Annotated in this window: 17 protein-coding genes; 13 read left to right on the plus strand and 4 right to left on the minus strand. The window is 35.6% G+C overall.

Going from position 1 to position 25,729, the window contains the following annotated elements:
* Positions 1-9 precede the first annotated feature (9 nt).
* On the minus strand, positions 10-1,944 hold the full coding sequence (locus AO58_RS0115375) for an alpha-1,4-glucan--maltose-1-phosphate maltosyltransferase (RefSeq protein ID WP_024982547.1): 1,935 nt from the start codon (positions 1,942-1,944) through the stop codon (positions 10-12).
* 42 nt (positions 1,945-1,986) lie between these two features.
* The gene (locus AO58_RS0115380) at positions 1,987-3,267 is read right to left on the minus strand and encodes a glucose-1-phosphate adenylyltransferase (RefSeq protein ID WP_024982548.1); all 1,281 of its coding nucleotides are present in this window, start codon (positions 3,265-3,267) and stop codon (positions 1,987-1,989) included.
* Positions 3,268-3,461: 194 nt separating this feature from the next.
* On the opposite strand from AO58_RS0115380, the gene AO58_RS0115385 reads away from it, so the two are divergent.
* Entirely contained in the window at positions 3,462-4,337 is an 876-nt protein-coding gene (locus AO58_RS0115385; protein ID WP_024982549.1) for an alpha/beta hydrolase family protein, read from the plus strand.
* A 52-nt stretch (positions 4,338-4,389) separates the two neighbouring features.
* On the opposite strand, the gene AO58_RS0115390 is transcribed toward AO58_RS0115385, so the two are convergent.
* Complete coding sequence (locus tag AO58_RS0115390) at positions 4,390-7,260, minus strand: triple tyrosine motif-containing protein (protein ID WP_024982550.1); 2,871 nt, start codon at positions 7,258-7,260, stop codon at positions 4,390-4,392.
* A gap of 347 nt (positions 7,261-7,607) precedes the next feature.
* Here AO58_RS0115390 and AO58_RS0115395 point away from each other — a divergent pair, with 347 nt between their 5' ends.
* From AO58_RS0115395 to AO58_RS18330, 12 genes are all read left to right on the plus strand, one after another.
* Positions 7,608-10,598: a SusC/RagA family TonB-linked outer membrane protein gene (locus tag AO58_RS0115395; protein ID WP_035717941.1), complete on the plus strand. Its 2,991-nt coding sequence runs from the start codon at positions 7,608-7,610 to the stop codon at positions 10,596-10,598.
* Between the two features lie 26 nt (positions 10,599-10,624).
* Entirely contained in the window at positions 10,625-12,076 is a 1,452-nt protein-coding gene (locus AO58_RS0115400) for a RagB/SusD family nutrient uptake outer membrane protein (RefSeq protein WP_024982552.1), read from the plus strand.
* Positions 12,077-12,361: 285 nt separating this feature from the next.
* Positions 12,362-12,517, plus strand: coding sequence for a hypothetical protein (locus tag AO58_RS18055; RefSeq protein WP_155959426.1), 156 nt, complete (start codon positions 12,362-12,364; stop codon positions 12,515-12,517).
* A gap of 222 nt (positions 12,518-12,739) precedes the next feature.
* Positions 12,740-14,200, plus strand: coding sequence for a glycoside hydrolase family 30 protein (locus AO58_RS0115405; protein ID WP_024982553.1), 1,461 nt, complete (start codon positions 12,740-12,742; stop codon positions 14,198-14,200).
* Between the two features lie 396 nt (positions 14,201-14,596).
* Entirely contained in the window at positions 14,597-16,078 is a 1,482-nt protein-coding gene (locus AO58_RS0115410) for a glycoside hydrolase family 30 protein (RefSeq protein WP_024982554.1), read from the plus strand.
* 62 nt (positions 16,079-16,140) lie between these two features.
* On the plus strand, positions 16,141-17,874 hold the full coding sequence (locus tag AO58_RS0115415) for a cellulase family glycosylhydrolase (protein WP_024982555.1): 1,734 nt from the start codon (positions 16,141-16,143) through the stop codon (positions 17,872-17,874).
* Positions 17,874-18,947 carry a glycoside hydrolase family 16 protein gene (locus tag AO58_RS0115420; protein ID WP_024982556.1) on the plus strand — a complete coding sequence of 358 codons (1,074 nt, stop codon included), beginning with the start codon at positions 17,874-17,876 and terminating at the stop codon, positions 18,945-18,947. Before AO58_RS0115415 ends, AO58_RS0115420 begins: the two co-directional genes overlap by 1 nt.
* A 22-nt stretch (positions 18,948-18,969) precedes the next feature.
* On the plus strand, positions 18,970-19,830 hold the full coding sequence (locus tag AO58_RS0115425; protein ID WP_024982557.1) for an endonuclease/exonuclease/phosphatase family protein: 861 nt from the start codon (positions 18,970-18,972) through the stop codon (positions 19,828-19,830).
* Complete coding sequence (locus tag AO58_RS0115430; protein WP_024982558.1) at positions 19,827-21,185, plus strand: ADP-ribosylglycohydrolase family protein; 1,359 nt, start codon at positions 19,827-19,829, stop codon at positions 21,183-21,185. The genes AO58_RS0115425 and AO58_RS0115430 overlap by 4 nt, the downstream gene beginning before the upstream one ends.
* A gap of 5 nt (positions 21,186-21,190) precedes the next feature.
* A complete protein-coding gene (gene bglX / locus AO58_RS0115435) occupies positions 21,191-23,416 on the plus strand; it encodes a beta-glucosidase BglX (protein WP_024982559.1) in 2,226 nt (741 codons plus the stop codon).
* 18 nt (positions 23,417-23,434) lie between these two features.
* Positions 23,435-24,361, plus strand: coding sequence for a sialate O-acetylesterase (locus AO58_RS0115440; RefSeq protein ID WP_074917734.1), 927 nt, complete (start codon positions 23,435-23,437; stop codon positions 24,359-24,361).
* A 10-nt stretch (positions 24,362-24,371) separates the two neighbouring features.
* Positions 24,372-24,500 (plus strand): hypothetical protein, encoded by a 129-nt coding sequence (locus AO58_RS18330; RefSeq protein ID WP_255211337.1) that lies wholly within the window; start codon positions 24,372-24,374, stop codon positions 24,498-24,500.
* A gap of 602 nt (positions 24,501-25,102) precedes the next feature.
* On the opposite strand, the gene AO58_RS0115455 is transcribed toward AO58_RS18330, so the two are convergent.
* Positions 25,103-25,498 carry a hypothetical protein gene (locus AO58_RS0115455; RefSeq protein ID WP_024982561.1) on the minus strand — a complete coding sequence of 132 codons (396 nt, stop codon included), beginning with the start codon at positions 25,496-25,498 and terminating at the stop codon, positions 25,103-25,105.
* Between the last annotated feature and the right edge of the window lie 231 nt (positions 25,499-25,729).

The following is a 25,729-nucleotide window of genomic DNA, read 5'->3' on the forward strand; positions in this document are numbered from 1 at the left end:
AAAGATAAATTATCTTAAAATTTTGAATAAATGAAAAGGCAAAGCGGCACTTAGCTCTATAAAATTCCATTCGCTTTCCCAGTAATAAATAGCATCCGTAATCAAATCATGCACTCGAATGGGTTGATTTCCCATCGAAGCATATGGCAATCTCACCATGGCTTGAACGGTATGCTCGGCATTTAAACTAGCTACCATCAGCGTTTCATTTTGCTTGCTATCGTTGAACTTGTAGTATGCCAATACTTGGTCATTATTAGTATCGCAAAACACAATATTATTGGTTTGCTGTAAAGAATCTTGTTCTTTTCGAATGGCGTTGATTTGCTTGATTTTGTCAATCAAATTATTTTGTATGGACCAATCCCAATGCAAGTACTCATACTTTTCAGAATTTAGATACTCTTCTTTTCCTGGAGCCATCGGTTCGCTAATTCTGTATTCAAACACCGGTCCGTAAATCCCAACATTAGAACTTAAGGTCGCGGCCAAAAAATATTTTTGCAAATGAATGGATTCGTTCCCTCTTTGTAACGCAAACGGATTAATATCAGGTGTATTGGGCCAAAAATTGGGACGATAATACTCTTTTTGGGTAGACTGAGTCAACTCGGTCACATACTCCATCAATTCGTGTTTGGTATTTCTCCAAGTAAAATACGTATACGATTGGCTAAAACCTTGTTTGGCCAATTCATTCATGATTTTCGGGCGTGTAAAAGCCTCGGCCAAGAACAAAACATCTGGATGTTTTTTCTTGATTTCACCAATCAGCCAACCCCAAAAATAGAATGGTTTGGTATGTGGGTTATCGACACGATAGACTTTGATATTGCATTCTTCAATCCAAAACAAAGCTACATCTAATAGTTCCTTCCAAAGGTTTTTCCAATCTTTGCTTTCAAAATAAATTGGCTGAATGTCTTGGTATTTTTTGGGTGGATTTTCGGCATATTGTACGGTTCCATCGGGTCTCCACTTGAACCATTGCGGAAAATCTTTTACGTATGGATGATCGGGAGCTGCTTGCAAAGCATAATCCATTGCCACCTCAATGCCTAAATCTTGGGCTTTTTTTACCAAAGATTTAAAATCTTCAATAGAACCTAATTCAGGATGCGTTGATTTGTGTCCACCATACTGAGAACCAATTCCCCATGGAGAACCAACATCACCTTCCTGAGCATTAGTAGCGTTATTTTTTCCTTTACGATTAATTTCCCCAATAGGATGAATCGGTGGAAAATATAAGGTATCAAAACCCATGGCTGCTACTCTGGGTAACAATCGTTCGCAGTCCTTAAAAGTACCATGCTTTACGTGTTCTGCAGCAGAGGATCTTGGGAAGAATTCGTACCAAGTACTGTACAATGCTTTTTTTCGATCCACATAAACCTTTAGCTCTGAAGATTTATTTTCTATGTAACGAACGGGATATTTTTTGAAAATATTTTTTAACTCAATGGATACTGCCATTTTTATGGCTGTTTCATAATCTGCTTCGTTTTTAAAGCACTGTAAAGCGTTTTGAAGGAATTCCTTCTCCGAAGGTTCTACCTTCTTTAGAATAGCTTCAATATATTCAGCACCTTCCAGCAATTCAGATTTTACGTGTTGATGGTCTTGAATTTTACGCTCCGTTCCATGTTGCCAATTCAACGCATAATCTACCCAACCTTCAATACAATAACTGTAAAATCCTTGTTTTTCGACCGTAAAACTGCCATTCCATTCGTCATTATGGGTAGGCCACATTCTAACTTCTTGCCATTTTTTATCGGCCTCATGCTTATACTTTACACAACATTCAATTACATCATGACCATCTGAAAATACATCTGCGCTAATGGCAACTTTTTGACCAATGATTCTTTTAATATAATGAGCACCACCATCTAATTGGGGCAACACATTTTCAATAACAATTCTTGTTTGATTTTGCATCTTACTTTACACTTTTTCGCTTATTTTATTATAGAAAGCCTCTTATTCTAATCTGAAATTATCTGGAATAACTTTCCCTTTTTTAATGACAACAATTCCTTCTTTAATACAATACAATTCCTCATTACGATTTTCAAGATGCGCTCCTCCTTTGATAAAAACATTATTACCTACTCTACAATTTTTTTCTACAATTGCCTGATAGATATAACAATTTTCACCAACTCCAACAATGGGCTTCCCTTTTGCTAAATCCTTTTCGATATCGGTTACGCTTTGATAAAAATCGCTCCCCATCACATAGCAATTTTCAATAACGGTTCCTGCTCCAATTCTAGACCGATTTCCAATAACTGATTTTTTTATTTCTTTGGCATTAATTATACAACCTTCAGACACAATAGCATTGTCTAATTGTGTGGTTTTAAATTTTGAAGGAGGTAATAATCGGGGTCTAGTATAAATTTTATTATCACTGTCAAACAAATTGAATTCAGGTAAGTCAGCGGTAAGTCCGATATTAGCCTCAAAGAAGGATTCTATATTTCCAATGTCTGTCCAATACCCCTCAAATTGATAACTGTGAATTTTATGAACGCCTAAGGCTTGAGGCATAATTTCTTTACCAAAATCTTTAGTTTCTTTATTTTTCATTAATTCCTCTAACAAAGCTCTATTAAAAATATAGATCCCCATAGAGGCTAAATAATGCTTGCCTTTTGCTTTCATTTCGTCACTTACCTCAGAGGTCCACTCCGGCAACAATTCGGGAGCTGGTTTTTCAATAAAGGATTCTATATCACCTTGCGCATTTGTCTTTAGTATACCAAACTCGGGGGCATCTTTTGCATTTACTGGTAATGTTGCGATAGAAATTGCTGCATCAGATGCTATATGTGCTTCGAGCATGGCGTTAAAATCCATTTGATACAATTGATCTCCGGAGAGAATCAAAACATAATCAAAATCATGATTAGAGAAGTGAGGCATACATTGTCTTACAGCGTCCGCAGTACCTTGAAACCATGTAGGATTGTCAATGGTTTGTTCTGCTGCCAAAATATCTACGAAAGCATGACTAAAAATACTAAAATTATAGGTGTTTTTAATATGAGCATTTAAGGATTTCGAATTGAATTGTGTTAATACAAAAATTCTAAAAATATCTGAATTCATACAATTCGATATTGGAATATCTACTAATCGATAATTCCCTCCTACCGGAACCGCTGGTTTGGACCTAAACTCAGTTAAAGGATACAATCTTGATCCTTGTCCACCTCCTAATATAATCGCAATTATATTTTTTTTATCATGTCTCATATTTAATTAATTAAAGCATTAAACTTGTACATATATTAACTATACTATTAAAAATCAGACTATTAAATACTAAAATCACATTTTATTGCTTTGAAAAAACCTTTTATTAAACAATTGGAATTTATAGTACTTTTATGCTTCTTAAATTTAGTAAAAAAGAAGCTAAATTTGACTTTTTATAAAAAAATAACAATATGCCAAAAAACAACACTCAATCTTCAAAAAATTTAGAGATACCAAAATTTATTATCCTAATAGCTAAGCTATTCGCTTTTTTATCCACTAAACTTGTAACTCGATTTGCGGCCAAACTTTTTGTGACACCCATAAAACATAAAACACCAAAAAGAGAGCATGCTATGGATACCAACAGTAAAAAAGTAAGAATCACTGTTCCGGCTATTCAAAAAGAAATAATGACCTACCACTACGGAAACGGTGACAAAAAAATACTATTGGTACATGGTTGGTCAGGACGAGGAACGCAATTATTCAAAATCGCGGACGAATTGATTCAAAACGGATATGCAACTGTAAGTTTTGATGCGCCTGCCCATGGAAAATCTGCTGGTAGCACTACCATTATGACCGACTTTATAGCATCAATCCATGAAATTGAGCGTCAGTTTGGTCCCTTTGAAGGTATTGTGGGGCATTCACTTGGGGGCATGTCAACCTTAAACGCCATAAAAGAAGGGTTGAAGGTAAACAATGCTACAATTATTGGTAGTGGTGATGTTGTGCAGGACATCCTCAATGATTTTATTTTCAAATTACAATTGAATAAAAAAATTGCCATTCATTTAAAAGATTTTTTCGAAGCTAAATATGGTGGACGCATGGATGATTATTCTGCTTACAAAGCGGTCCAAACTATTCCTATTCCGATCTTGGTCATTCATGACAATGATGATTTGGAAGTTCCAGTTACCACTGGCATACATATTCATGAACATTGTAAAAACAGTACTTTACTTTTGACAAACCAACTGGGACATCGAAAAATATTGGGCGACAAAACTGTCATAAAAACTACTGTTGAATTTATTCTTGCTAATTCAACTGACTAATAATTGTATTAAACCAAAAACGCAACTTTAACAGTCGCGTTTTTGGCAATTCTTAAATTTTCATTAAAAAACCGATCAAATTCTCCTTTTTATTTAAATCTAATTTTTTTCGCAACCTATATCGGGCCAACTCTACACCACCTCCCGAAATATTCATAATCTCTGCAATTTCTTTCGTGGACATGTTCATCAATAGATAGGTGGCTAAATCTAATTCTCTGGGAGTTATGGTCGGACAGTGCTCTTTTAATCTTTTCAAAAAATCATAATGGACGTTCTTGATGTGTTTTTCCAAATCGGTCCAACTTTTATCTGAATTTACCTCTTTTACGATGCTCTTTTGTAGTTTGGTAAATTGCGTTTTCACACTGTCTTCTAAGCGGTCATGATTGATTTCTTTTAGCTTATGAATGATACCATTGAGAATTTTATTTTTCTTAACTACCTGTAAAGAGTTATTTACCAGTTCTTTATCTTTCGCTAAGATTTTGATTTTCAACTTATCATTTTTCAATTTTTCTATCTCTTTTTCTAGCGCATATTGCTCTAAACGAATTTTGGATTCTTTCTCTAAATACAATCTTCTTTGTTCAATCGTTTCATAATATTTATTTTTTCGAATTTTAGCTTTTACTCTATCTTGAACAAAGAGAATAATGGCCACAGCTATAATCGCATAGAATAAATAAGCGAAAAAATTACGGTACCAAGGTGGAAGGACTGTAAATTTTACGGTTTCTTCTTTTGATTGAATTCCATAACTGTTTCGAACTTTGACTTTCATACTATAGGTTCCTTCGCTCAAATTAGTATATTCTTTAGTAAAAACTCGTGACCAAGAACTCCATTGTTCGTCAAAGCCTTCGAGCTGATAAGAAAACTCTACGTTATCTAAATTCTCATAAGTGGGAGATGAAAAAGAAAACTGAACATGATTGGAGGAATAAGGAAGTGTATATTTTTTAGCTTTTTCAGTTCCATTACCAAATAGTAATCTATCTTTTGGAAAAGTAAAATTTCGGATAAATGCTTTTGGTGTGGTTACAAAATTATTAGCTTTTAATGGATTATAATGTGCCAATCCATCGGTTAGTCCAATAAAAATATTCTCTTTGTCAATAGCATTTATGGCAATGAAATTATGAACTAATTCTCCAGTTAGATTAGAGAATGGAGCAACATTATTAACGTAAGATCTGTTTTGTTTTTGTAACATACCTAATCCTTGTCCATAGGTATACCAAATATTACCAAGCTGATCTTCGTAAACCAAAGCAACTGCAGGTATCTTTTTAAAAAGTAAGCTTACCGTTTTGTCTTCAAAAAAAGTTTCTTGTTCGTTAGAGTATCTAAAAAAATGATTTTGGGTTTGAAAGTAGATTTTATCCTTCAAGCGTTGAATACTAGTTATACCTTTATATTGTTTTGAAATGGATCGATGGGTCTTAATTGCCGTAAATCTTTTTAAATCGGCACTCAACATCATTTGATGAAGCAATCCATCTTTTATTATCCAAATCATTTCTTCATCAATTTCAAAATGACTTGAAGCATTGTCAAATCCTGCAATTTGATGGCTAAATTTCCAATGAGCTCCTTTCTTTTCAAATAAGGCAAATCCACTATAATTAGAACCAATCATTACGTTTTCATTTCCAGGAATTTTTTTAAAGCCAAAATACCCTTTGTTGTCTAATACTTCACTCACTCGACCACCTTGAATAACCAGAGCTCCATTATTATTGCCACATAATAATTGATTATCAACCACTTGAATATTCCAAGACTGTCCTGTAGTTCCTTCAACTAATTTGAACACATCTTCCTTAAAATTCTTAGTCCAACTGTGAAAAAAAACACCTCTATTTGTGGCTACATAAAGATTTTGATCATGTACTACAGAGGCATATACTGTACTAATATCATAACTAAAACCAAAATAGGTAAACGGAGAATTCTCATTGACAAAAGCAATACCATTATCTAATCCTAACCAAATATTATTTTTATTGTCCACAAAGGAGGTTAAAACAGTGTTATTTTGCAAACCTTTTCTATGGTTGATAAGTTGAATAATTTTTCCGTTGGTATCACAAACCACAATTCCGTTCAAAACGGTGTTGATTACAATAAAATTATGTTGTATTGCGATTCCTCCTAAAGAATTATTTTTTTTCACAAAAGCATTCGTTTCTGTATTCCAAGATTGTAAGGATCCATTGGTATAGGTAAAAAGCCCTTTATTTAAGGTAGCAATTAATAATTTTTGATTGGGTAATGGAATGATACTCCAAATTTCCGTCGAATTAAGAGCCTTAGTCCCTGGCAATGAATACAGTTTTTTGTTTTTATATTCTAAAATACCATTGGCAATATCTTGTAAGTATAATTTACCATCAACTAAAAAGGAGAATTGAAATCGCTTAGGGGCTTTTATGATGGTAAGGGTATTGTTTTTATAATAAAATACTTTTGAAAATGCTTGAAAAGCTACACCATTGTCTACTAAATGAATTTTCCAGACAAAATCTATGGTTTCGACCACTTTTTTGGGTAATAAATGAGTTAATGAATGATACATTAATTTACCTTTTGCATTGGGCTGGAAAAAACCAAACTCATTATACCCACCTACAAAAATTTTTCCACTTGCATCAATCTTAACCGATCGAATCGCCTCAGAATTCTTCATCCTGAATCTTCTCCAAGTCGTACCGTCAAATTGAAACAAACCATCATTATTGGCAAAGTAAAGATTTCCGTTTTTATCTTGATCTATACCCCAATTTTGAGTGCCTCCTTTATAATCAGCTCGGGTATAATTTTTAATATCGGGTAATCCTATGTTTTTTATTTGCCCTAATAAAGACGAAACGTAAAATAAGAGTAAAATGGCATAAAGGGTAGATTTTAAATGTCTCATAAAAGTAAGCGTAGGTAAAAATTGTTTATAAAAACGAAAACGTTTTCATTTTCTTAAAAAAAATACTCAAACTGGGTTATACATTATTTATATTTTGTTAAAATTACAAAAATGTAGCTTTTAAGACAAATGTAGTGTTTATTTTAGTTTTTATAATTTTTAAAAATATCAATAAAACATATTTAAAATACATATAATCAATATTTTAAAATAAAATTGATGTGTTTTTATAAAGTTTATTTCTTTGAATTGATGTGTTTTTGTAAGGAATTTTTATTGAGAATATCAAAAAAATAACCTTAGTATTGCTGAAAATTAAATAAATAATTAACCTAAATTTTAGAAAAATGAAATTCACAAAAACATTTATTCTCTGTTTTTCGTCACTCTTATTTTCTTTATATGGCTTTGCACAAGAGGCCATAATAAACGGTAAAGTAATGGACGAAAATGGACTATTTGTACCAGGGGCAACAATAGCTGTAAAAGGCACAAAAGTAGCCACTAGTACCGATTTTGATGGTAGTTTTAAAATCAAAGCCCCATCTAATGGAACACTAGTAGTTAGCTTTATTGGGTACAGTACCATTCAAGAATTGATTAACGGTAGAACCAAAATTGATTTCAAATTAAAAACTCAGTCTCAAGATTTACATGAAGTGGTAATTAATGTTGGTTATGGAACTCAGAGAATGAAAAATTCAACAAATGCAGTTGTTAAAGTTAAGTCGGAAGCATTTGAAAATCGCCCTATCATATCTGTTGCTCAAGCAATACAGGGTAATGCGGCAGGAATTAATGTTGTCCAAACTTCGGGAAAACCAGGTTCAAGTTTTGATGTAAGAATTAGAGGGCTTAGTTCTATAAATTCAGAAAACTCACCTTTGTACGTTGTTGATGGAATCCAAACTAAAGATATTTCTGGCATAAATGCAGAAGACATTGTAGATTTATCCATATTAAAAGACGCAACTGCAACAGCTATATATGGTGTGAATGGTTCTTCTGGAGTAGTAATTATAACCACTAAAAAAGGAAAATCAAATAAAAATGATTTTCAATTTAGCTCCTACTTAGGGTTTTCAAAAGCGGTAAGTAACGTAGACGTTCTAAATTTAACAGATTATAAAACATTAATAACTGAAATTAATCCCAATTATTTAACAACTGCAAATGATGCAAAATATGCAGGAAAAAACACAAATTGGCAAGATGAAATTTTGAAGACAGGTATTGATCAAAATTATAACTTTTCCTATGCAGGAGGTACAGATAAAATAAAATTTTATGGAGCTCTAGGATATCAAAAAGTAGAAGGTATAATAAAACCATCAAAGTATAATCGATTTTCAGGCAAGATAAATATAAATGCAAATCTGTATTCTTGGCTAAAAACAGATGTAAGCATGAATATCATTCAATCGGATGGTTCTTTTATTAGTGATAACAATAGTGTAGGACAAGGTGGTGCTATTATGAGTGCTTTAGTAACCCCTTCATTTTTACCTATCTGGGGATCTGAACTAAATATTAGAGAAACAAATACTGATGGATCTTATAAAGACGGATACAAAAATGGTCAATATGCCGAAAACCCCTATCAATCAGGATGGGAAAATCCAGTGTCTTTATTATCTAGACAAAACAAAACAGCTGTAAATAGATATTTAAGCAGTATTAGTTTTGATGTTAACATTATGAATAACCTGATTTGGAAACCAATGGTATCATTAGATTTAACAAGATCCGATAATGTTCAGTTTGTAGACCCTTATAGTAATGTTTGGGGACGAAATGGAAATGACAATCCTTTGTCTATCAAAGGAAGAGGTAGCAACACAATTGATAATAATAATAATTGGAATTTTGAAAACACTTTAAACTATCAATTGAAATTTAGTAATTCAGATTTAAATTTATTAGGAGGGGTATCAATGCAAAAAAACAAATATACTAAAGAAGCAAATTCTGGAACTGGTTTTTCTGTTGATCAAACTCATTACGATATTAATGCTGCAAAAAATCAATCTTTCGAAATAAGAGAAAACGAAGTAAGGAGCCTATCCTATTTTGGGAGAGCAACCTATACCATTAACAACAAATACATCTTGAATGGAGTATTTAGACAAAGTGGTGCTTCTCAATTATCAAAAGGTAATAAATGGGGTTTCTTTCCAGCAATTTCAGCAGCATGGATTGTTTCTAATGAAGATTACTTGAAAGAGTCAAATTCTATTAGTGAATTAAAACTTAGAGGTGGTTGGGGAAAAACAGGTAATTTATCAGGTTTACCAGCTTATTCTAGCTTCGATTTGAATTATACTAATCCTTTAACGAATACGACAACATTAGATCAAATAGGTAATCCTGATTTAAAATGGGAAACAACAACTGATATTAACTTCGGTGTAGATCTTGGATTATTTAAAAATAGAATAAAATTTACAGCAGATATCTATAAAAAAGCCACCAAAGACTTACTTCAAATTATCTATTTCCCAGGGTTTTCAAAACCGTATTACTACAATTCCGGTGAAATTGAAAATAAAGGACTTGAGTTAAGTATAAACACAATAAACTTTACAGGTGATTTTAAATGGAATACTAACTTTAATATTTCTTTCAATGATAATAAAGTAGTGAAATTAGGTTTACTTAAAAAATTACCATTCCAAAATTTATCATCTATTGGAGAAAGCATAATTCTATTGACTGAAGGAAGCGCTTTAGGAACTTTCTATGGGTATAAAGTAGACAAAGTAGATCCTGCTACAGGTTCGTTATTATATCAAGACATTAATAGGGACGGAAATATTACACCAGATGATAGAACAAATATTGGAAACCCCAATCCAAATTTTACATTTGGTTTAAGTAATAATTTTAGCTATAAAGGATTTAGCTTAGATGCATTAATTACAGGAACACAAGGAGGAGATATTTACAATGCTTCCAGAATGGATTTAACATTAATGAATAACTACAACAATCAATCAACTGAAGTGTTAAATAGATGGACTACTTCGGGTCAAATTACTGATGTTCCAAAAGCCAATGACCCAAGTACCTTGCACGTTTCGGACCGATTCATTGAAGACGGATCATATATAAGATTAAAAGCTATCACACTAGGATATCAATTTAAATTAGAAAATTGGAAATTAAATTCAATAAAATTATATCTAACAGGACAAAACCTATATACAATAACTAATTACAAAGGTTTTGATCCAGAAGTTGGAGCTTTTAATAATGCTACAGGAATTGGTCAAGGTATCGATCTTGGTACATATCCTCAAGTTAAGACATTTATTTTTGGGTTAAAAGCCAATTTTTAGAACTAAAATATAAATACTATATAGTTATGAAATTATTTAAAAATTATTTAAAAATATTCACAGCATTGATGCTGATTTTTTTAACATCATGTTCAGATTATTTGGATACAGAACCTATTACTGAAGAAGCAACTTCTCTAAATGGTGGGATAGTAATAAAAAATGCCGTTGATGCGGAAAAAAGAATGAACGCAGTATATGGAACTTTTGGTTCTGGTTATTGGCAATTGGATTATTTCTTGATTGGAGACGGACAATCTGATAATGCTTATATTGGTGCAGATAATCCTGCTATTTTTCAGTATGAAGCTTACCAAATGTTATCAACTAATTCACAAATGAAAGGCGACTGGAATGATCTTTACAACAATATCAATACTTGTAATATTGTAATCAATTACGTTGATCAAGCTACAGATTTAAACGCAACCAGAAAAAACGAAATGATAGGTGAAGCTTCACTAATTAGAGCACTGAATCATTTTCAAGCAGTTCAACTGTGGGGAGACTGTCCGATAGCAAAAGAAGCTATATTTTCAATTTCAAGTGCTAACTTTGATGAAGCATTTAATGCCCTATTCCCAGCAAGAAAACCTATTGTCGAAGTATATGCACAAATCATCGCTGATTGCCAAGTTGCAATTCAAAAAGCTCCAGATGCTTCTAATAAATTTAAAGCCAACAAAATGGCAGCCAACGCCCTTCTTGCTAAAGTATATGCAACTATGCCAAATCCTGATTGGACAAAAGTAAACCAATATTGCGATATAGTTATTGGTGGTGGTTACACTCTATTACCTACTTTTGATCATCTTTTTGACAACGCTCACGAAGGAAATTCGGAATCAATTTGGGAAATTAACGGAGATGGATGGGGTAGTCCTATCGGTGCTTGGAATACTTTTATGTTTTTAGGAACAGATTGGAAAAAATTTAATGCTCCTTCCCATACTTTAGTTAAAGCTTATGCAAATAATAACGATAAACAAAGAGTAGCATCAACTATAACAAGAGCAAACGTAGGTTGGGCTGACACCTATTGGCCTTCAACTAACTATCCTTTTTGTTATAAAATGAGAGATACTAATGGTAATCAAAATTTTTATATTGCTCGCTTAGCTGATATTTTATTACTGAAAGCTGCTGCATTAGCTAATAAAGGAGATATTACTGGAGCAATGTCTCAAGTTAATATAATAAGAACAAGAGCAGGAATTGCTTCAATTAGTGCTTCAAACCAATCAGACGCATTTAATAAAATTCTTGAAGAAAGATTAATGGAATTAGCTTTCGAAGGCGATCGCTGGTTTGATTTAAAAAGAATGGGGAAAGCAATAGAATTTCTATCTAAACAAAAAGATGGCAATGGAAATTTATTACCATATGCTAGTAATATCAACCAAAATAGACTTTTATGGCCTATCCCTCAAGATAAATTAGATGCTAATGCACTGTTAACCCAAAATCCTGGATATTAACATTGTATTTAATCCATCAATAAGCACTAATTAAAAGTTTATGAAATTAAATTTAGTACTTATTGATGGATTACATTTATAATAAATTAGTATTAAAAAAACTAGAATTGTAATCATTTTTTTTTATCCATTTATGCTCGAACTTACAAAATCACACACATTGCTGCAAGAAGAGGTGCTGCCGAAAACGTAACGACCAAAGAAATTTTTGTAGCTACTTCAGATCCATTAAAAGGGAATTCGGTAAAAGGAGGCAACTTTGACAACGCAGCTGATCATACATAATTGAGCAGTTGGCTGTGTAAAAATACCGCAGGAATTATTTCTAATACCGTGAAGTTTAATCAAACGGGTAAAATATATTTTGTCATCCGAAGTGGTGGAAACACCTTTACTCCTAGCGGAATCACTATTTCTAAAGTGGAGTTTAGAGGAAAATAAAAGTTGTTAGTTATGCTTTGATTTTGGTTAAAATAGCTCATTTTCATATGATTATGGGCTATTTTTTAATAAAAAAAGCACAACTTAGACAACTGATTACTAAATACGTACAACAAGACACAGTAAAACGGAATCGCCATCAAAAACAAGTTTGTCCAAGCAAACACCAAATGCATAAAAGGCGATAACCGATATGCCTCATAATAAATAAAATTTATACTTATGAATAAATCAGCTATATCTCTATTCTGTTTGCTTCTTATGGGAGCCCTTTTTGCACAACAAAAGGAAAGCAAAGAAAAACAAGCGTTTACAACAGCTGGAAAAAAAGTGACCGTTTACACCACAGCAGCCAATACCAACTTGCGATTAAGTCCTACAGCCCATTTGGTCTTTGCAAAAGCATCACAACCGCTAGAAACAGAAATTTCCATTTTTGTGGAACCTCAACGCAAATTCCAATCCTTGATGGGAATTGGTGGTGCCATTACTGATGCAAGTGCCGAAGTGTTTGCCAAATTGTCAAAAGAAAAACAACAAGAATTTTTAACCGCTTACTACGATACACAAAAAGGCATAGGCTATTCATTGCTAAGAACAACAATTCATAGCTCTGATTTTAGCAGTGGAAGCTATACTTATATCGAAGAAGGCGATAAGGATTTGAAAACATTTTCTATTGCGCATGACAAACAATTCCGAATCCCAATGATCAAGCAAGCCACTCAAGCTGCAGGCGGAAAAATAGTGACCTACGTTTCTCCTTGGAGTCCACCAGCCTTTATGAAAAGCAACAAGCAAATGCTAAAAGGCGGAACACTCTTGCCAGAATATTACCAAGCTTGGGCGAATTATTACGCTAAGTTTATCAAAGCCTACGAAAAAGAAGGAATGCCTATTTGGGGATTGACCATTCAAAACGAACCTATGGCAGTACAAACTTGGGAATCCTGTGTTTTCTCTGCCGAAGCCGAAAGAGACTTCTTGAAAAATTACCTAGGACCAACTTTGAAAAAAGAAGGACTAGGCAACAAAAAAATCATTGTTTGGGACCACAACCGCGATTTGATGAACCAAAGAGCCAATGTCATTTTTACCGACCCCGAAGCCTCTAAGTATGCTTGGGGAATGGGATTTCACTGGTACGAATCTTGGTCTGGCGGCAACTCCATGTATGAAAATGTAGGCAAAGTACACGAAGCCTTTCCTGACAAAAACCTCATATTTACCGAAGGTTGTATCGAAAAATTCGATACCCAAAAATACCAGTTTTGGCCCAACGCCGAACGATATGGAGCCTCAATGATTCATGATTTTAACAACGGAACCGTAGCTTGGACCGATTGGAATATTCTACTCGACGACAAAGGAGGACCTAATCACGTGGGGAATTTTTGCTTCTCGCCCATCCATGCCGACTCTCAATCGGGAGCCTTAATCTACACGCCGTCTTATTATTATATTGGTCATTTTGCCAAATTCATTCGCCCGCAAGCGCGCAGAGTAGCCACCGCCTCTAGCCGCAGTAGTCTAATCAGCACTTCATTTCAAAATGCAGATGGCTCTATGGTCACCGTGGTCATGAACCAAAGCGACAAAGAAGTCACCTACAATTTGATGATTGCTTCCGAGAAAACCGTAACCACAATACCACCACATAGTATCCAGACCTTGCTGTATTAATATCAGCAAAAACAGGAATAGGAAAAAAAAGAGCGAAACCAATGTTATTAAGTTAAGGGTTAAATGATAAAATGATTGCTGATTTTTGAGTAACGATTTTTGATTGCTGATGTATAACATACTTAAAAGCATTTAATTTTTATTCACTTACTCTAAAATCTAAAATCGTTAATCTTCAATCAAAAATCACTTAACTTAATGACATTGGGAGCGAAACATCAGGCAGTACCTGTAGGCAACGTTCCCGCCATCCTTCCTAAGCAGCCGAGCCGAACCCCGGCTCAGCTGCTTATCCCTCCTGTCGGGGCTAGGCAGCTATCAATTGTGAATTTTTGGAACATTATAGGACCCTCTATTTTTCCAAAAAGTAATCATAACCCATAAAAAACAGTACTAATGAAATCTAAATGTATAAAAATTATCCGTTACCTTCTTTTTGCTTTGGCTATCTCCATGCAAATCAGTTGCTCATCACCTAGCGATGGCGGAGATCCTACACCCACTCCTACACCCACTCCTACCCCAACTCCCACTCCACCAGTAGGCAAAAACGAGGTCGATTACTGGCTCACCAAAGGCGATCAATCCGTACGATTAGCCAAACAAAACAAAGTGCTTACATTTGGTACTTTACCCAATACTTATCCTTCTATCGAAGTAAACGACGCCCAAACTTTTCAAACCATCGACGGATTTGGGTATACACTAACCGGCGGGAGTGCCGATGTCATCAACCAGCTGACTCCTGCCAAGAAGAAAGAAGTATTGCAAGAGCTATATGGTGCTTCCGAAACTAGTATCGGCGTGAGCTACATTCGTATCAGTATTGGAGCGTCAGACATGAATGCTACTCCATTCACTTACAATGATCTTCCTGCTGGCGACACAGATTTGGCTTTGTCAAAATTCAGTTTGGCCCCAGATAAAAATGGCGTGATTGCTCTTTTAAAAGAAATCCTAGCGATCAATCCAGCCATCAAAATTTTAGCAACGCCATGGTCAGCGCCACTTTGGATGAAAGACAAAGCAAGTTTCGTTGGTGGCAATTTGCAAACAAAATATTATGAAGTATACGCAAACTATTTTGTAAAATACATCCAACTCATGAAAGCTGAGGGCATCATCATCGATGCGATTACGCCACAAAACGAACCTTTACACGGAGGTAATAATCCAAGTATGGTAATGACAGCGCAAGAACAAGCTAATTTTATCAAAAACAATTTAGGTCCTGCTTTTAAAACAGCTGGAATCACGACTAAGATCATTGCTTATGACCACAATTGCGATAACATTCAATATGCCACTACTATTTTTAATGATGCAGGAGCAGCTCCATTTGTAGACGGATCTGCGTATCATTTGTATGCTGGAAACATCAATGCACTTTCTTCAATTTACAATGCTTTTCCTACCAAGAATGTATATTTCACAGAACAATATACTTCTTCAGATGGTAATTTCGGAGAGGATTTAAAATGGCATTTAAAAAATGTAATCATTGGCTCTATGCGTAATTGGAGTAAAAATGCATTGGAATGGAACCTAGCCAACAACAGTTCTTTCGGACCACACACTAATGGCGGATGTACTACTTGCAAAGGTGCTTTAACGATAAATTCTAGCGAATCTTTCGATCGAAATGTTGCCTATTATATCATTGCCCATGCTTCTAAATTTGTACCTGCAGGTTCCATTCGAATTGGCAGTAATATAATAGGAAACTTAAACAATGTGGCTTTCAAAACACCAGCAGGAAAAAAAGTTTTGATTGTAGAAAACGATGGCAATACTAACGAAGTTTTTAATATAAAAAACAATGGAAAATGGGTGACCACCACACTTGATGCGGGTGCTGTAGCTACATTTGTTTGGTAATTTTTCTTCGCAACCCTTTTAGAGTATCAAACTTTAAAAGGGTTATTTAAAACAGAATAAAAATGAAAAAAGTAATTTTTATACTTCTTGCTTGGCTACCAACAGTCGGATGGGCTCAAGGCTTTTTGCACAGAGACCATCAAAAAATTGTGGATGGAAAAGGACAAAATATAGTGCTTCGAGGCTTAGGTCTAGGAGGTTGGATGGTGCAAGAAGGGTACATGCTCAAAACGGGCAATTTTGCTGGACCACAATATAAGATTAAGGAAAAAATTTTAGATGTAATTGGCGCAGAGGCCACCGAAAAATTTTACCAAACCTACAAAGACAATGGCATCACCAAAAAGGATATTGATTCCTTGGCTGCTTGGGGATTCAATTCGGTGCGATTGCCTATGCATTACAATTTGTATACACCCGCTATTGAAAATGAAAAAAATGGTGAAATCACCTGGCTTGAAGAAGGTTTCAAACGCACCGATGCTTTGCTAAAATGGTGCGAAGCCAATAAAATATATTTGATTTTAGATTTGCATGCCGCTCCCGGAGGTCAAGGAAAAGATGCTGCAATATCAGACTATGATGAGTCAAAACCATCGCTCTGGGAGAGTGCTGCTAATCGCAATAAAATGATTGCTTTTTGGAAAAAAATAGCCGAACGCTACAAGGACAATCCTTGGGTGGGAGCCTATGATATTATCAATGAGCCCAATTGGAATTTTACTGGAACCAATGCCAATGGCTGTGACGAAGCTTCGAATGGTCCTTTGCGCTCTTTGCTAATGGAGACTACTCAGGCCATTAGAGCCATTGATAAAAACCATTTGATTTTTATCGAAGGCAACTGTTGGGGCAATAACTACAACGGAATTTTCCCGCTTTGGGATGATAACTTGGCTTTGAGTTTTCATAAATATTGGAATACCAATGACCAAGCTTCCATTCAAACGATGTTGGATTACAGAACCCAATACGACGTGCCTATTTGGTTAGGTGAAAGTGGTGAAAACTCTAATGTTTGGTTCAAAGAAGCCATTAGTCTAGTAGAGCAAAACAATATTGGTTGGGCTTTTTGGCCAATGAAAAAAATAGAAAGTATCGCTGGTGTAACTTCGGTAACACAGCCGCAAGGCTACCAGCAATTACTGGAGTATTGGAAAGATGGAAAATCAAAACCAAGTCCAGCTTTTGCCAAAAAAGTCCTAATGGAATTAGCAGATAATTACAAGCTCGAGCACGTAACTATTAGACCAGATGTGGTAGATGCTATGTTCAGACAAGTACAAAATTCTACTGCCAGAGCTTTCAAAAAACACCTACTTCCAGCTCGTGTTCCTGCCACGCATTATGACTTGGGCACACAAGGAGTAGCTTATTATGATACCGATTTTCAAAATATCGATGGGACAAAGTTTACTCCGTACAACAAAGGTTTCATAGGAAGAAATGATGGCGTTGATATTGTTTCTTCAAACAATAAAGAAAGCAACGGTTTTCAAGTAGGATTTATTGAAGCGGGCGAATGGTTACAATACACTGTAACTTCCAAAAAGAAAGCTACGTATTCAGTTAGTATTACTTATGCGAGTGCCACAACAGAGGGGCAAGTGCATTTGGTTTTTGGGAACAACAAAAAAACAGAAAGTGTTCTGCTTCCCGCTACAGGGAATAATGAAAAGTATAGCTCAGTTAGGATTTCTAATATTGCTTTAGAAAAAGGGGAAACACCCGTACGGGTCGTTTTTGAAAAAGGAGGAATCTATTTTACGTATTTACAATTTAAAATAATGAACTAATGATGAAAATACACACTTTTAATGCAAAAATAGGTTTCGTTTTGGGCTTGTTTTTATTGGTTTTTCTTTCTTGTAGTGGCTCGGGTAGCGGTTCTGAAGAGCCTGTTATTCCAACACCTTCCAATCTTTCGGTTACCGCAACTATTGTGGGTGCCGATGCGCAAAATCCTGCCGGTGACGGAAGCGGAAAAGTTAATTTCAAAATCAAAGCGACCAATGCTACTTCATACAAACTATTGATTGAAGGCAAAGTGATTGATGTAACCACTACCGATTATGCTTATGCTTTTAAAACTGTAGGCACGAATAGTTATACAATTTTAGCTTCGGCTTATAATGGTGCGCAATACATCAATACTACTATTTCGGTAACGGTAAAAGTTGAATCAAAATTGGTTTGGTCTGATGAGTTCAACGTAAACGGAGCTCCTGATCCTTCCAAATGGAACACTCAAGTTTGGGATCCAGGGCGGGTAAACAACGAATTGCAATCGTATACCAATCGTTCTAAAAATCTAATCGTTGAAAATGGCGTTTTAAAAGTTACGGCTTATAGAGAAGATTATGGCAAAGGTAAATTTACTTCAGGTAGAATCGAGAGCAATGGCAAATTTGAGTTTACCTATGGAACGATTGTCATCAGAGCCAAAGTGCCAGTTGGTGTTGGAACTTGGCCAGCAGTTTGGATGCTTGGCGCCAATATTGGAACAGTAGGATGGCCAGCTTGTGGAGAAATAGACATTCTAGAATCGGTTGGAAAGAATTTAGATCAAAATCATTCCTCACTGCATTCGCCTGGACGTTCTGGAGCGACTCCTGATACCGGAACCATAAAAGTACCGAACAGCAGCACCGAGTTTCATATTTACAAAGCCAATTGGTCTGCTTCCGAAATCAAATTTTATGTAGATGATGTGTTGTTTTACACGTTTCAAAATTCAGATAAATTTCCATTCAATAAAAATTTCTACTTGATTGTCAATTTGGCAATGGGAGGCGTTTGGGGTGGAGACGTAGATCCTAATTTTACTTCATCTACTTTCGAAATTGATTATATTAGAGTCTATAATTAATACAAACGAATTCTTTTATCTGATGAAAAGCAAAGCAAACATTATCCTTGGCCTTTTAGTACTGTTGATTGGAACAACAGTTTCGGCACAATCTTTAAAAGTGATGACTTACAATATCCGTTTGGATATAGCCAGTGATGGGCTCAATGATTGGTCGCACCGAAAGGACTTTTGGATTGCGCAAATGCAGTTTTATGCCCCAGATGTTTTTGGGGTACAAGAAGCAACACCCAATCAAGTAACCGATTTGACTCAAGTTTTTGCTGAGTATACCAAGGTAGGAATTGGTAGAGAATTGGAAGGAAAAGGAGAAGCCTCTTGTGTGTTTTTTAAAAAAGACCGATTTGATCTCCTACAATCCAATACCTTCTGGTTGTCTGAAACGCCTAATCAGGTTTCTATGGGATGGGATGCTGCGTGCAACCGAGTATGTACTTATGTTTTATTGAAAGACAAAAAAAGTAAGCAATTCCTTTGGGTATTCAACACGCATTTGGATCACAAAGGTCAGGAAGCTCGTACCAAAGGGATTCAGCTTATTTCAAAAACCATAGCCGAGCTAAATACTAAAAATTACCCCGTTATTTTTATAGGCGATTTCAATACGACTCCCAACGAGAGTAGAATTTTGGAATTGAAAAAAGTGATGGAAGATGCCAGAGAACTATCCCAAGAAAAACCTTTTGGCCCCGAGGGAACTTTTAATGGATTTCGTTATGATGTGGCGGTGAAAGACCGAATTGATTATATCTTTTTGTCAAAAAATAGCGGGTTGACGGTTCAAAAATATGCGGTTTTGACTGATGCTAAAGACTTGCGCTATCCTTCGGATCATTTTCCAGTTTATGTAGAATTAGTAGCTAACAAGAAAAAACAGAAATGAAGTACCCCATTACTATAATTGTTTTTCTTTTGTTTTGGAGTGTTTCCTTAAACAGTCAAAATCAAAAAGAAACTAAAAAAAGAAAATCTCTAGTTTCAATGATTCAGCCTAAAGCTACTGATTTGGTCATTTCCCGAAGTGACTATAAGGACAAACTTTATGGTTTTTGGTTAGGACAATGCATTGCCAATTGGACAGGTTTGGTTACCGAGATGGACAAAATAGGCGATATAGGTGAAATAAAAACAGGCAAATTTTATACCCGATTGGATTGGGGAACAACAGATCAGCCAAGTATTTGGGGACAAGGTGTGCCGAGCGATTTGTCTAAAAACATCGATTTTGTTTTTGTAGGTCCTGAGGGCATTTGGGGTTCCGATGATGATACCGACATCGAGTATATCTACCAAGAACTTCTTTATACCAAGCAAAAATCAATCCTTTCAGGCGAAGATATAAGAGAGGGATGGTTGCGGCATATTAAAAAAGAAGAGGAAAATTATTTGTGGGTTTCCAACCAAAAAGCATTTGATTTAATGCAACTTGGAATGATTCCTCCCGCTACTGGAGATCCAAAGAATAATCCTGAATACGAAATGATTGACGCACAATTGACCACCGAAATTTTTGGTTTTTTTGCGCCATCAAGACCAGACATTGCTCTAAAAATGGCCAAACTTCCCATTCAAAATACCGCTAGATACGACTCCGAATGGATTGCTAATTTTTATGTGTCTATGTATGCTTTGGCTTCTGTTGCTGATACCAAAAAATCAAATAAGGAGAGCATTCTTTGGATGGCTGAGGTTTCGAAAAAGCAACTTCCTAAAGATTCGTATGCTAGCAAAATGTATGATTTTGTAAAAAGCAGGTATTTGGAAAACATACCTTGGGAACAAACCCGAGATGAGGTGTACCAGCGCTATCAAGTCGAACAAAAAGACGGGTACGATATGACTTCAAAGAATCGGTATTGCAATGGCTGCTTTGCTTCTGGAATTAATTTCGCCTCGAGTTTAATCAGCCTTTTTTATGGAGAAGGCAATATCGTCGAAACAATCAAGATAGGAACATTAGCAGGTTGGGATTCTGATAATCCTACAGCTACTTGGGGAGGTTTATTAGGATTTATGTCGGGTAAAGAAGGTATTGAAAAAGCCTTTAATCGAAAGTTTTCAAATCAATTTAATATTCACAGAACCCGAATGGGATTCCCAAACAACGGCATCGACACTTTTGAAAATATGGCTCAAAAAGGAATTGAAATTATCGATAGAGTTGTTCAAGAAGAAAGTAAAGGAAGCGTCGATTATAAGAAGAATGTGTGGATCATTCCACAACTAAATAAGTACTAAAGAAAATGAAAAAGGTAATACTACTACTATTTTTGGGGTGCAATGTGCTGGTTTTTGCACAATCCAAGAATATCGATCAAAAAGTCGAGGCGTTATTGCGACAAATGACTTTGGAAGAAAAAATAGGACAGCTCAATCAATATACAGGTGATAATGCTGCTACTGGCCCTATCACCATTAATCCCAACAAAAAAGCCGAAATCAAACAAGGACTAATCGGTTCTATGTTGAATATTTTGGGAACCAAATATACGCGTCAATACCAAGAATTGGCCATGCAATCGCGTTTGAAAATTCCGTTGTTATTTGGTCAAGACGTCATTCACGGATACAAAACCACCTTCCCTATTCCTTTGGCTGAAGCCGCTTCATGGGATTTAGAAGCCATGGAACTTTCGGCAAGAATTGCGGCTATAGAAACAGCGGCTGCTGGAATTCACTGGACGTTTGCGCCTATGGTCGATATTTCTAGAGATCCAAGATGGGGTCGTGTGATGGAAGGTGCTGGAGAAGATACGTATTTGGGTTCTAAAATTGCTTATGCAAGAGTTAAAGGTTTTCAAGGAAATTTAGGAGACGTTACTTCGGTGATGGCTTGTGTAAAACACTTTGCGGCCTATGGTGCTGCGGTGGGCGGACGCGACTATAATTCGGTAGATATGAGTGATCGAATGTTGTGGGAAACCTACTTGCCTCCTTTCAAAGCGGCTTTAGATGCGGGTGCGGCAACATTGATGAATGCTTTCAATGACTTGAACGGAATTCCAGCCACTGGCAATGCCTATTTGCAACGCGATATTCTTAAAGGGAAGTGGAATTTTAAAGGTTTCGTAGTTTCAGACTGGGGCTCTATTGGCGAAATGGTCAATCACGGTTTTGCAAAAGATAACAAAGAAGCAGCATTGGCCGCGATTACAGCAGGTAGTGATATGGATATGGAAAGCAATGCCTATCGTTATCATTTGGCACAATTGGCAAAAGAGAAAAAAGTGCCAATGGCTTTGATTGATGATGCGGTAAAACGGATACTGCGCAAGAAATTCGAATTGGGATTGTTCGATGATCCGTTCAAATTCAATAATGAAGAACGCGAACAAAAAGCTTTAAACAATCCAGAACATCGAAAAGTGGCTAGAGCAATGGCGGCCAAAAGTATTGTTTTGTTGAAAAACGAAAAAGGAATTTTACCACTTTCAAAATCGACCAAAACCATTGCATTCATTGGTCCTTTGGTGAAAGAATACAAACAAAATATGGGCTTTTGGTCCGTAGAATTACCCGAATTGGATTATACCAAAGAGATTGTTTCACAGTGGGATGGATTGCAAAATAAAGTTGGTAAAGAGACACAACTCTTGTATGCCAAAGGTTGCGACATCGAAGGCGACAGTAAAGAAGGTTTTGCAGAAGCTATTGCTGTCGCTAATCAAGCAGATGTGGTGATTTTGAGCATTGGCGAACGAAGAGATCAAAGTGGTGAGGCCAAAAGCCGTAGCAATTTGCGTCTGCCAGGAGTTCAAGAAGAATTAGTAAAAGCCATTCAAGCTACGGGCAAACCAGTAGTAGTGTTGATCAATGCGGGTAGACCACTTATTTTTAATTGGACAGCAGATCAAGTGCCTGCTATTTTATATACTTGGTGGTTGGGCTCTGAAGCGGGGAATGCCATTGCCGATGTGTTGTTTGGGGATTACAATCCTTCAGGAAAATTGCCAATGTCTTTTCCAAGAGAAGAAGGACAAATTCCAATTTATTACAATCACTTCAATACCGGAAGACCAGCGCCGAACGAAACGGCTACGAATTATGTTTCGGCTTATATCGACTTAAAGAACAGCCCGAAGTTTCCTTTTGGTTACGGATTGAGTTATACTACTTTCAACTACTCCGATTTGCAACTGTCTAAAAAAGTAATGAAAAAAAATGAAACCATTACAGTTTCTTTTACCCTTACCAACACTGGAAAATTCGATGGAGAAGAAGTGGTGCAATTGTATCTAAAAGATCAAGTGGGTAGTGTAGTGCGTCCGGTAAAAGAGTTGCGTGATTTTCAAAAAGTTTTTTTAAAAGCAGGAGCTTCGCAAAAGATTACGTTTACTGTAGATAAAGAAAAACTAGCTTTTTATAATGCCAAATTAGAATGGGCGCCTGAACCGGGTGCATTCGAAGTGCAATTAGGAGCTTCATCCGCAGATATTCGCTTGAAAGACAATTTTGAATTATTACAATAACCTTTTAAATAAATGAAAATGAAAAATCTATTTTTTTTACTTGTAATGCCTTTTATCCTTTTCGCTCAAACAAAAAAAGATACCATCAGAGTATATTATTTGGGAGGGCAATCTAATATGGAAGGCTTTGGCTATGTGAAAGAGTTACCAGATGCCTTACGCAAAAAAAACAACAAAGCATTTATATATCAAGGCAATCCAGTTGGGGATAATGATGCCAATGGCGGTTTAGGAAAGTGGGCCGTTTTGCAGCCTGGTCACGGAACGGGTTTTGCTTCGGATGGCAAAAGCAATACACTTTCTGACCGATTTGGGGTTGAGCTTTCGTTTGTTCAAAAATTACAAGAGGAATATCCCAATCAAAAGATTGCCATTATAAAATATGCCCGAAACGGTTCAGCTATTGATAGTAGCGGAAACAATTTTTATGGATCTTGGGAGCCTGATTTTAGAAGAGTAAAAAATCAATACGATTATTTTTTAAAAACAGTACAAGCTGCGATGGCTGTAAAGGATATCAATGGCGATGGTGTTGAAGACGTCTTAGTGCCTAGCGGAATTCTTTGGATGCAAGGAGAAAGCGATGCTGATAAAACGGAGCAAATTGCGAACCACTATTATGACAATTTGAAACGATTGATGCAACTCATTCGTGCCGCTTTTAGAAACAATGATTTACCTATCGTCATCGGAAAAATATCCGATTCTGGAGATGATACCGATGGAAAAGTTTGGGGTTTTGGGGAATTAGTCCAATACGGACAAGAAAAATTTGCCCTTACGGAACCCAACGTGCGTATTGTGCGAAGCACCTCCAAATACCTTTACTCAGATAAATACCATTACAAAAGCGAGGGATATATAGATTTGGGAAAAGAATTTGCCAAAGCCATTGTAAATCTTAACAAGAAAGATAACAATCACCCAGAAATGCAACACAAATAGTGCTATTGCAATGGAGAAACTTAGTTTATTCAATATGAAAAAAAATGCCAATTGGAAAGTGGAACCAGGAGAATTCATCTTTCATTTAGGCACTTCGTCAAAAGAAATTGTAAGTACCGTAAGTGTCCAAATTGAGTAAACCATTAAAATTTTTGATAAAAACAAAGAGCGATACTTTCTGTGTGAGAGTATCGCTCTTTTGGTAAATACACGCTCTACTCCTACTCCAATTTGAGGTCCGTTGACTAAATTCTTCTCACAAAAAATCCCCCTCGCCGAGTTCCAACAACGCTACTAGACAGCAAGTAATCTTACTAGTTTTCTATTTTGGGCATGCCCCCGAGACACACCACCTTGCTACACCACACCAACCTGCTCCTCGGGGTCGGGCTATCCATTATATCTTTGCTGGCTCAAAGAACCGCCAGCAAAGGATGCCATTCCTATCCCTCATGCGAAGTTAGAAGACGGGATTTGTTTTTTGAATTTGAATTTTGAATTTTGAATTTTGAATTTTGAATTTGAATTTTGAATTTGAATTTTGAATTTGAATTTTGAATTTGAATTTTGGAATTTGGAATTATTCAGATTGCATACCATTATTACAGAAAATTTTTATATTTTTTGATAAAAAAATAATATATTTGAAAAAAATTAAGTGAAGCAAACCTTCGCTTATACAACCAAATATAGGTGTATATACGAAGGTTTGTTTCGTGTATATGCTAGTTGTGCGAGATGCTACTGCAAATCGTAAATAGAAAACACTATACCTATACAATACAGCTCTCCATCTTCATAAATATTAAAAGTTGAATGATGAATTTCTGTATCGTAGCACCAGCTGCATTTTTTTTGTCTGTTGTCCCAGTCAGCATAGATTTTGTTTTTAGAAGTAACATCTCCTTTTTTTACTTTTAAGTTTTTAGAAGTAACTCTAAAATAACCCCCAGTATAACAATCAACTTCTTCGTCTATTGCTCCTACAAATTCCATTAAATCATCGGAAGCACCATAAACAATAACTAATCCATTTTCTTTAGCTTGTTTTATTTCTTGTTTTGTTATTTCATTTCCGTATTCTCTACCATTTAATTTTTTAGCAAAATCATTGTGTGTTAAAAATTTTTGTTCCATTTTTTATATAATTTAATTAGTTAGTAAATAAAAGCACCATCGCACAACAGCAGTTACACAAGATTTGGGTTTTAGGCTAACTACGAAGCTGGTTTTGTGTCTAAAAGTTCTATCTTTAACCGAAAGTTAAGGAATACTTAACCCCAAACCTCGTGTAGCTGCGAAACGTTATAGCACATAGCTCCGTTGAAAAGACACAGCCGACATCAACCAGACGTTTTGCAACTGAAA

The organism is Flavobacterium succinicans LMG 10402 (assembly GCF_000611675.1).
Taxonomy (GTDB): domain Bacteria; phylum Bacteroidota; class Bacteroidia; order Flavobacteriales; family Flavobacteriaceae; genus Flavobacterium; species Flavobacterium succinicans.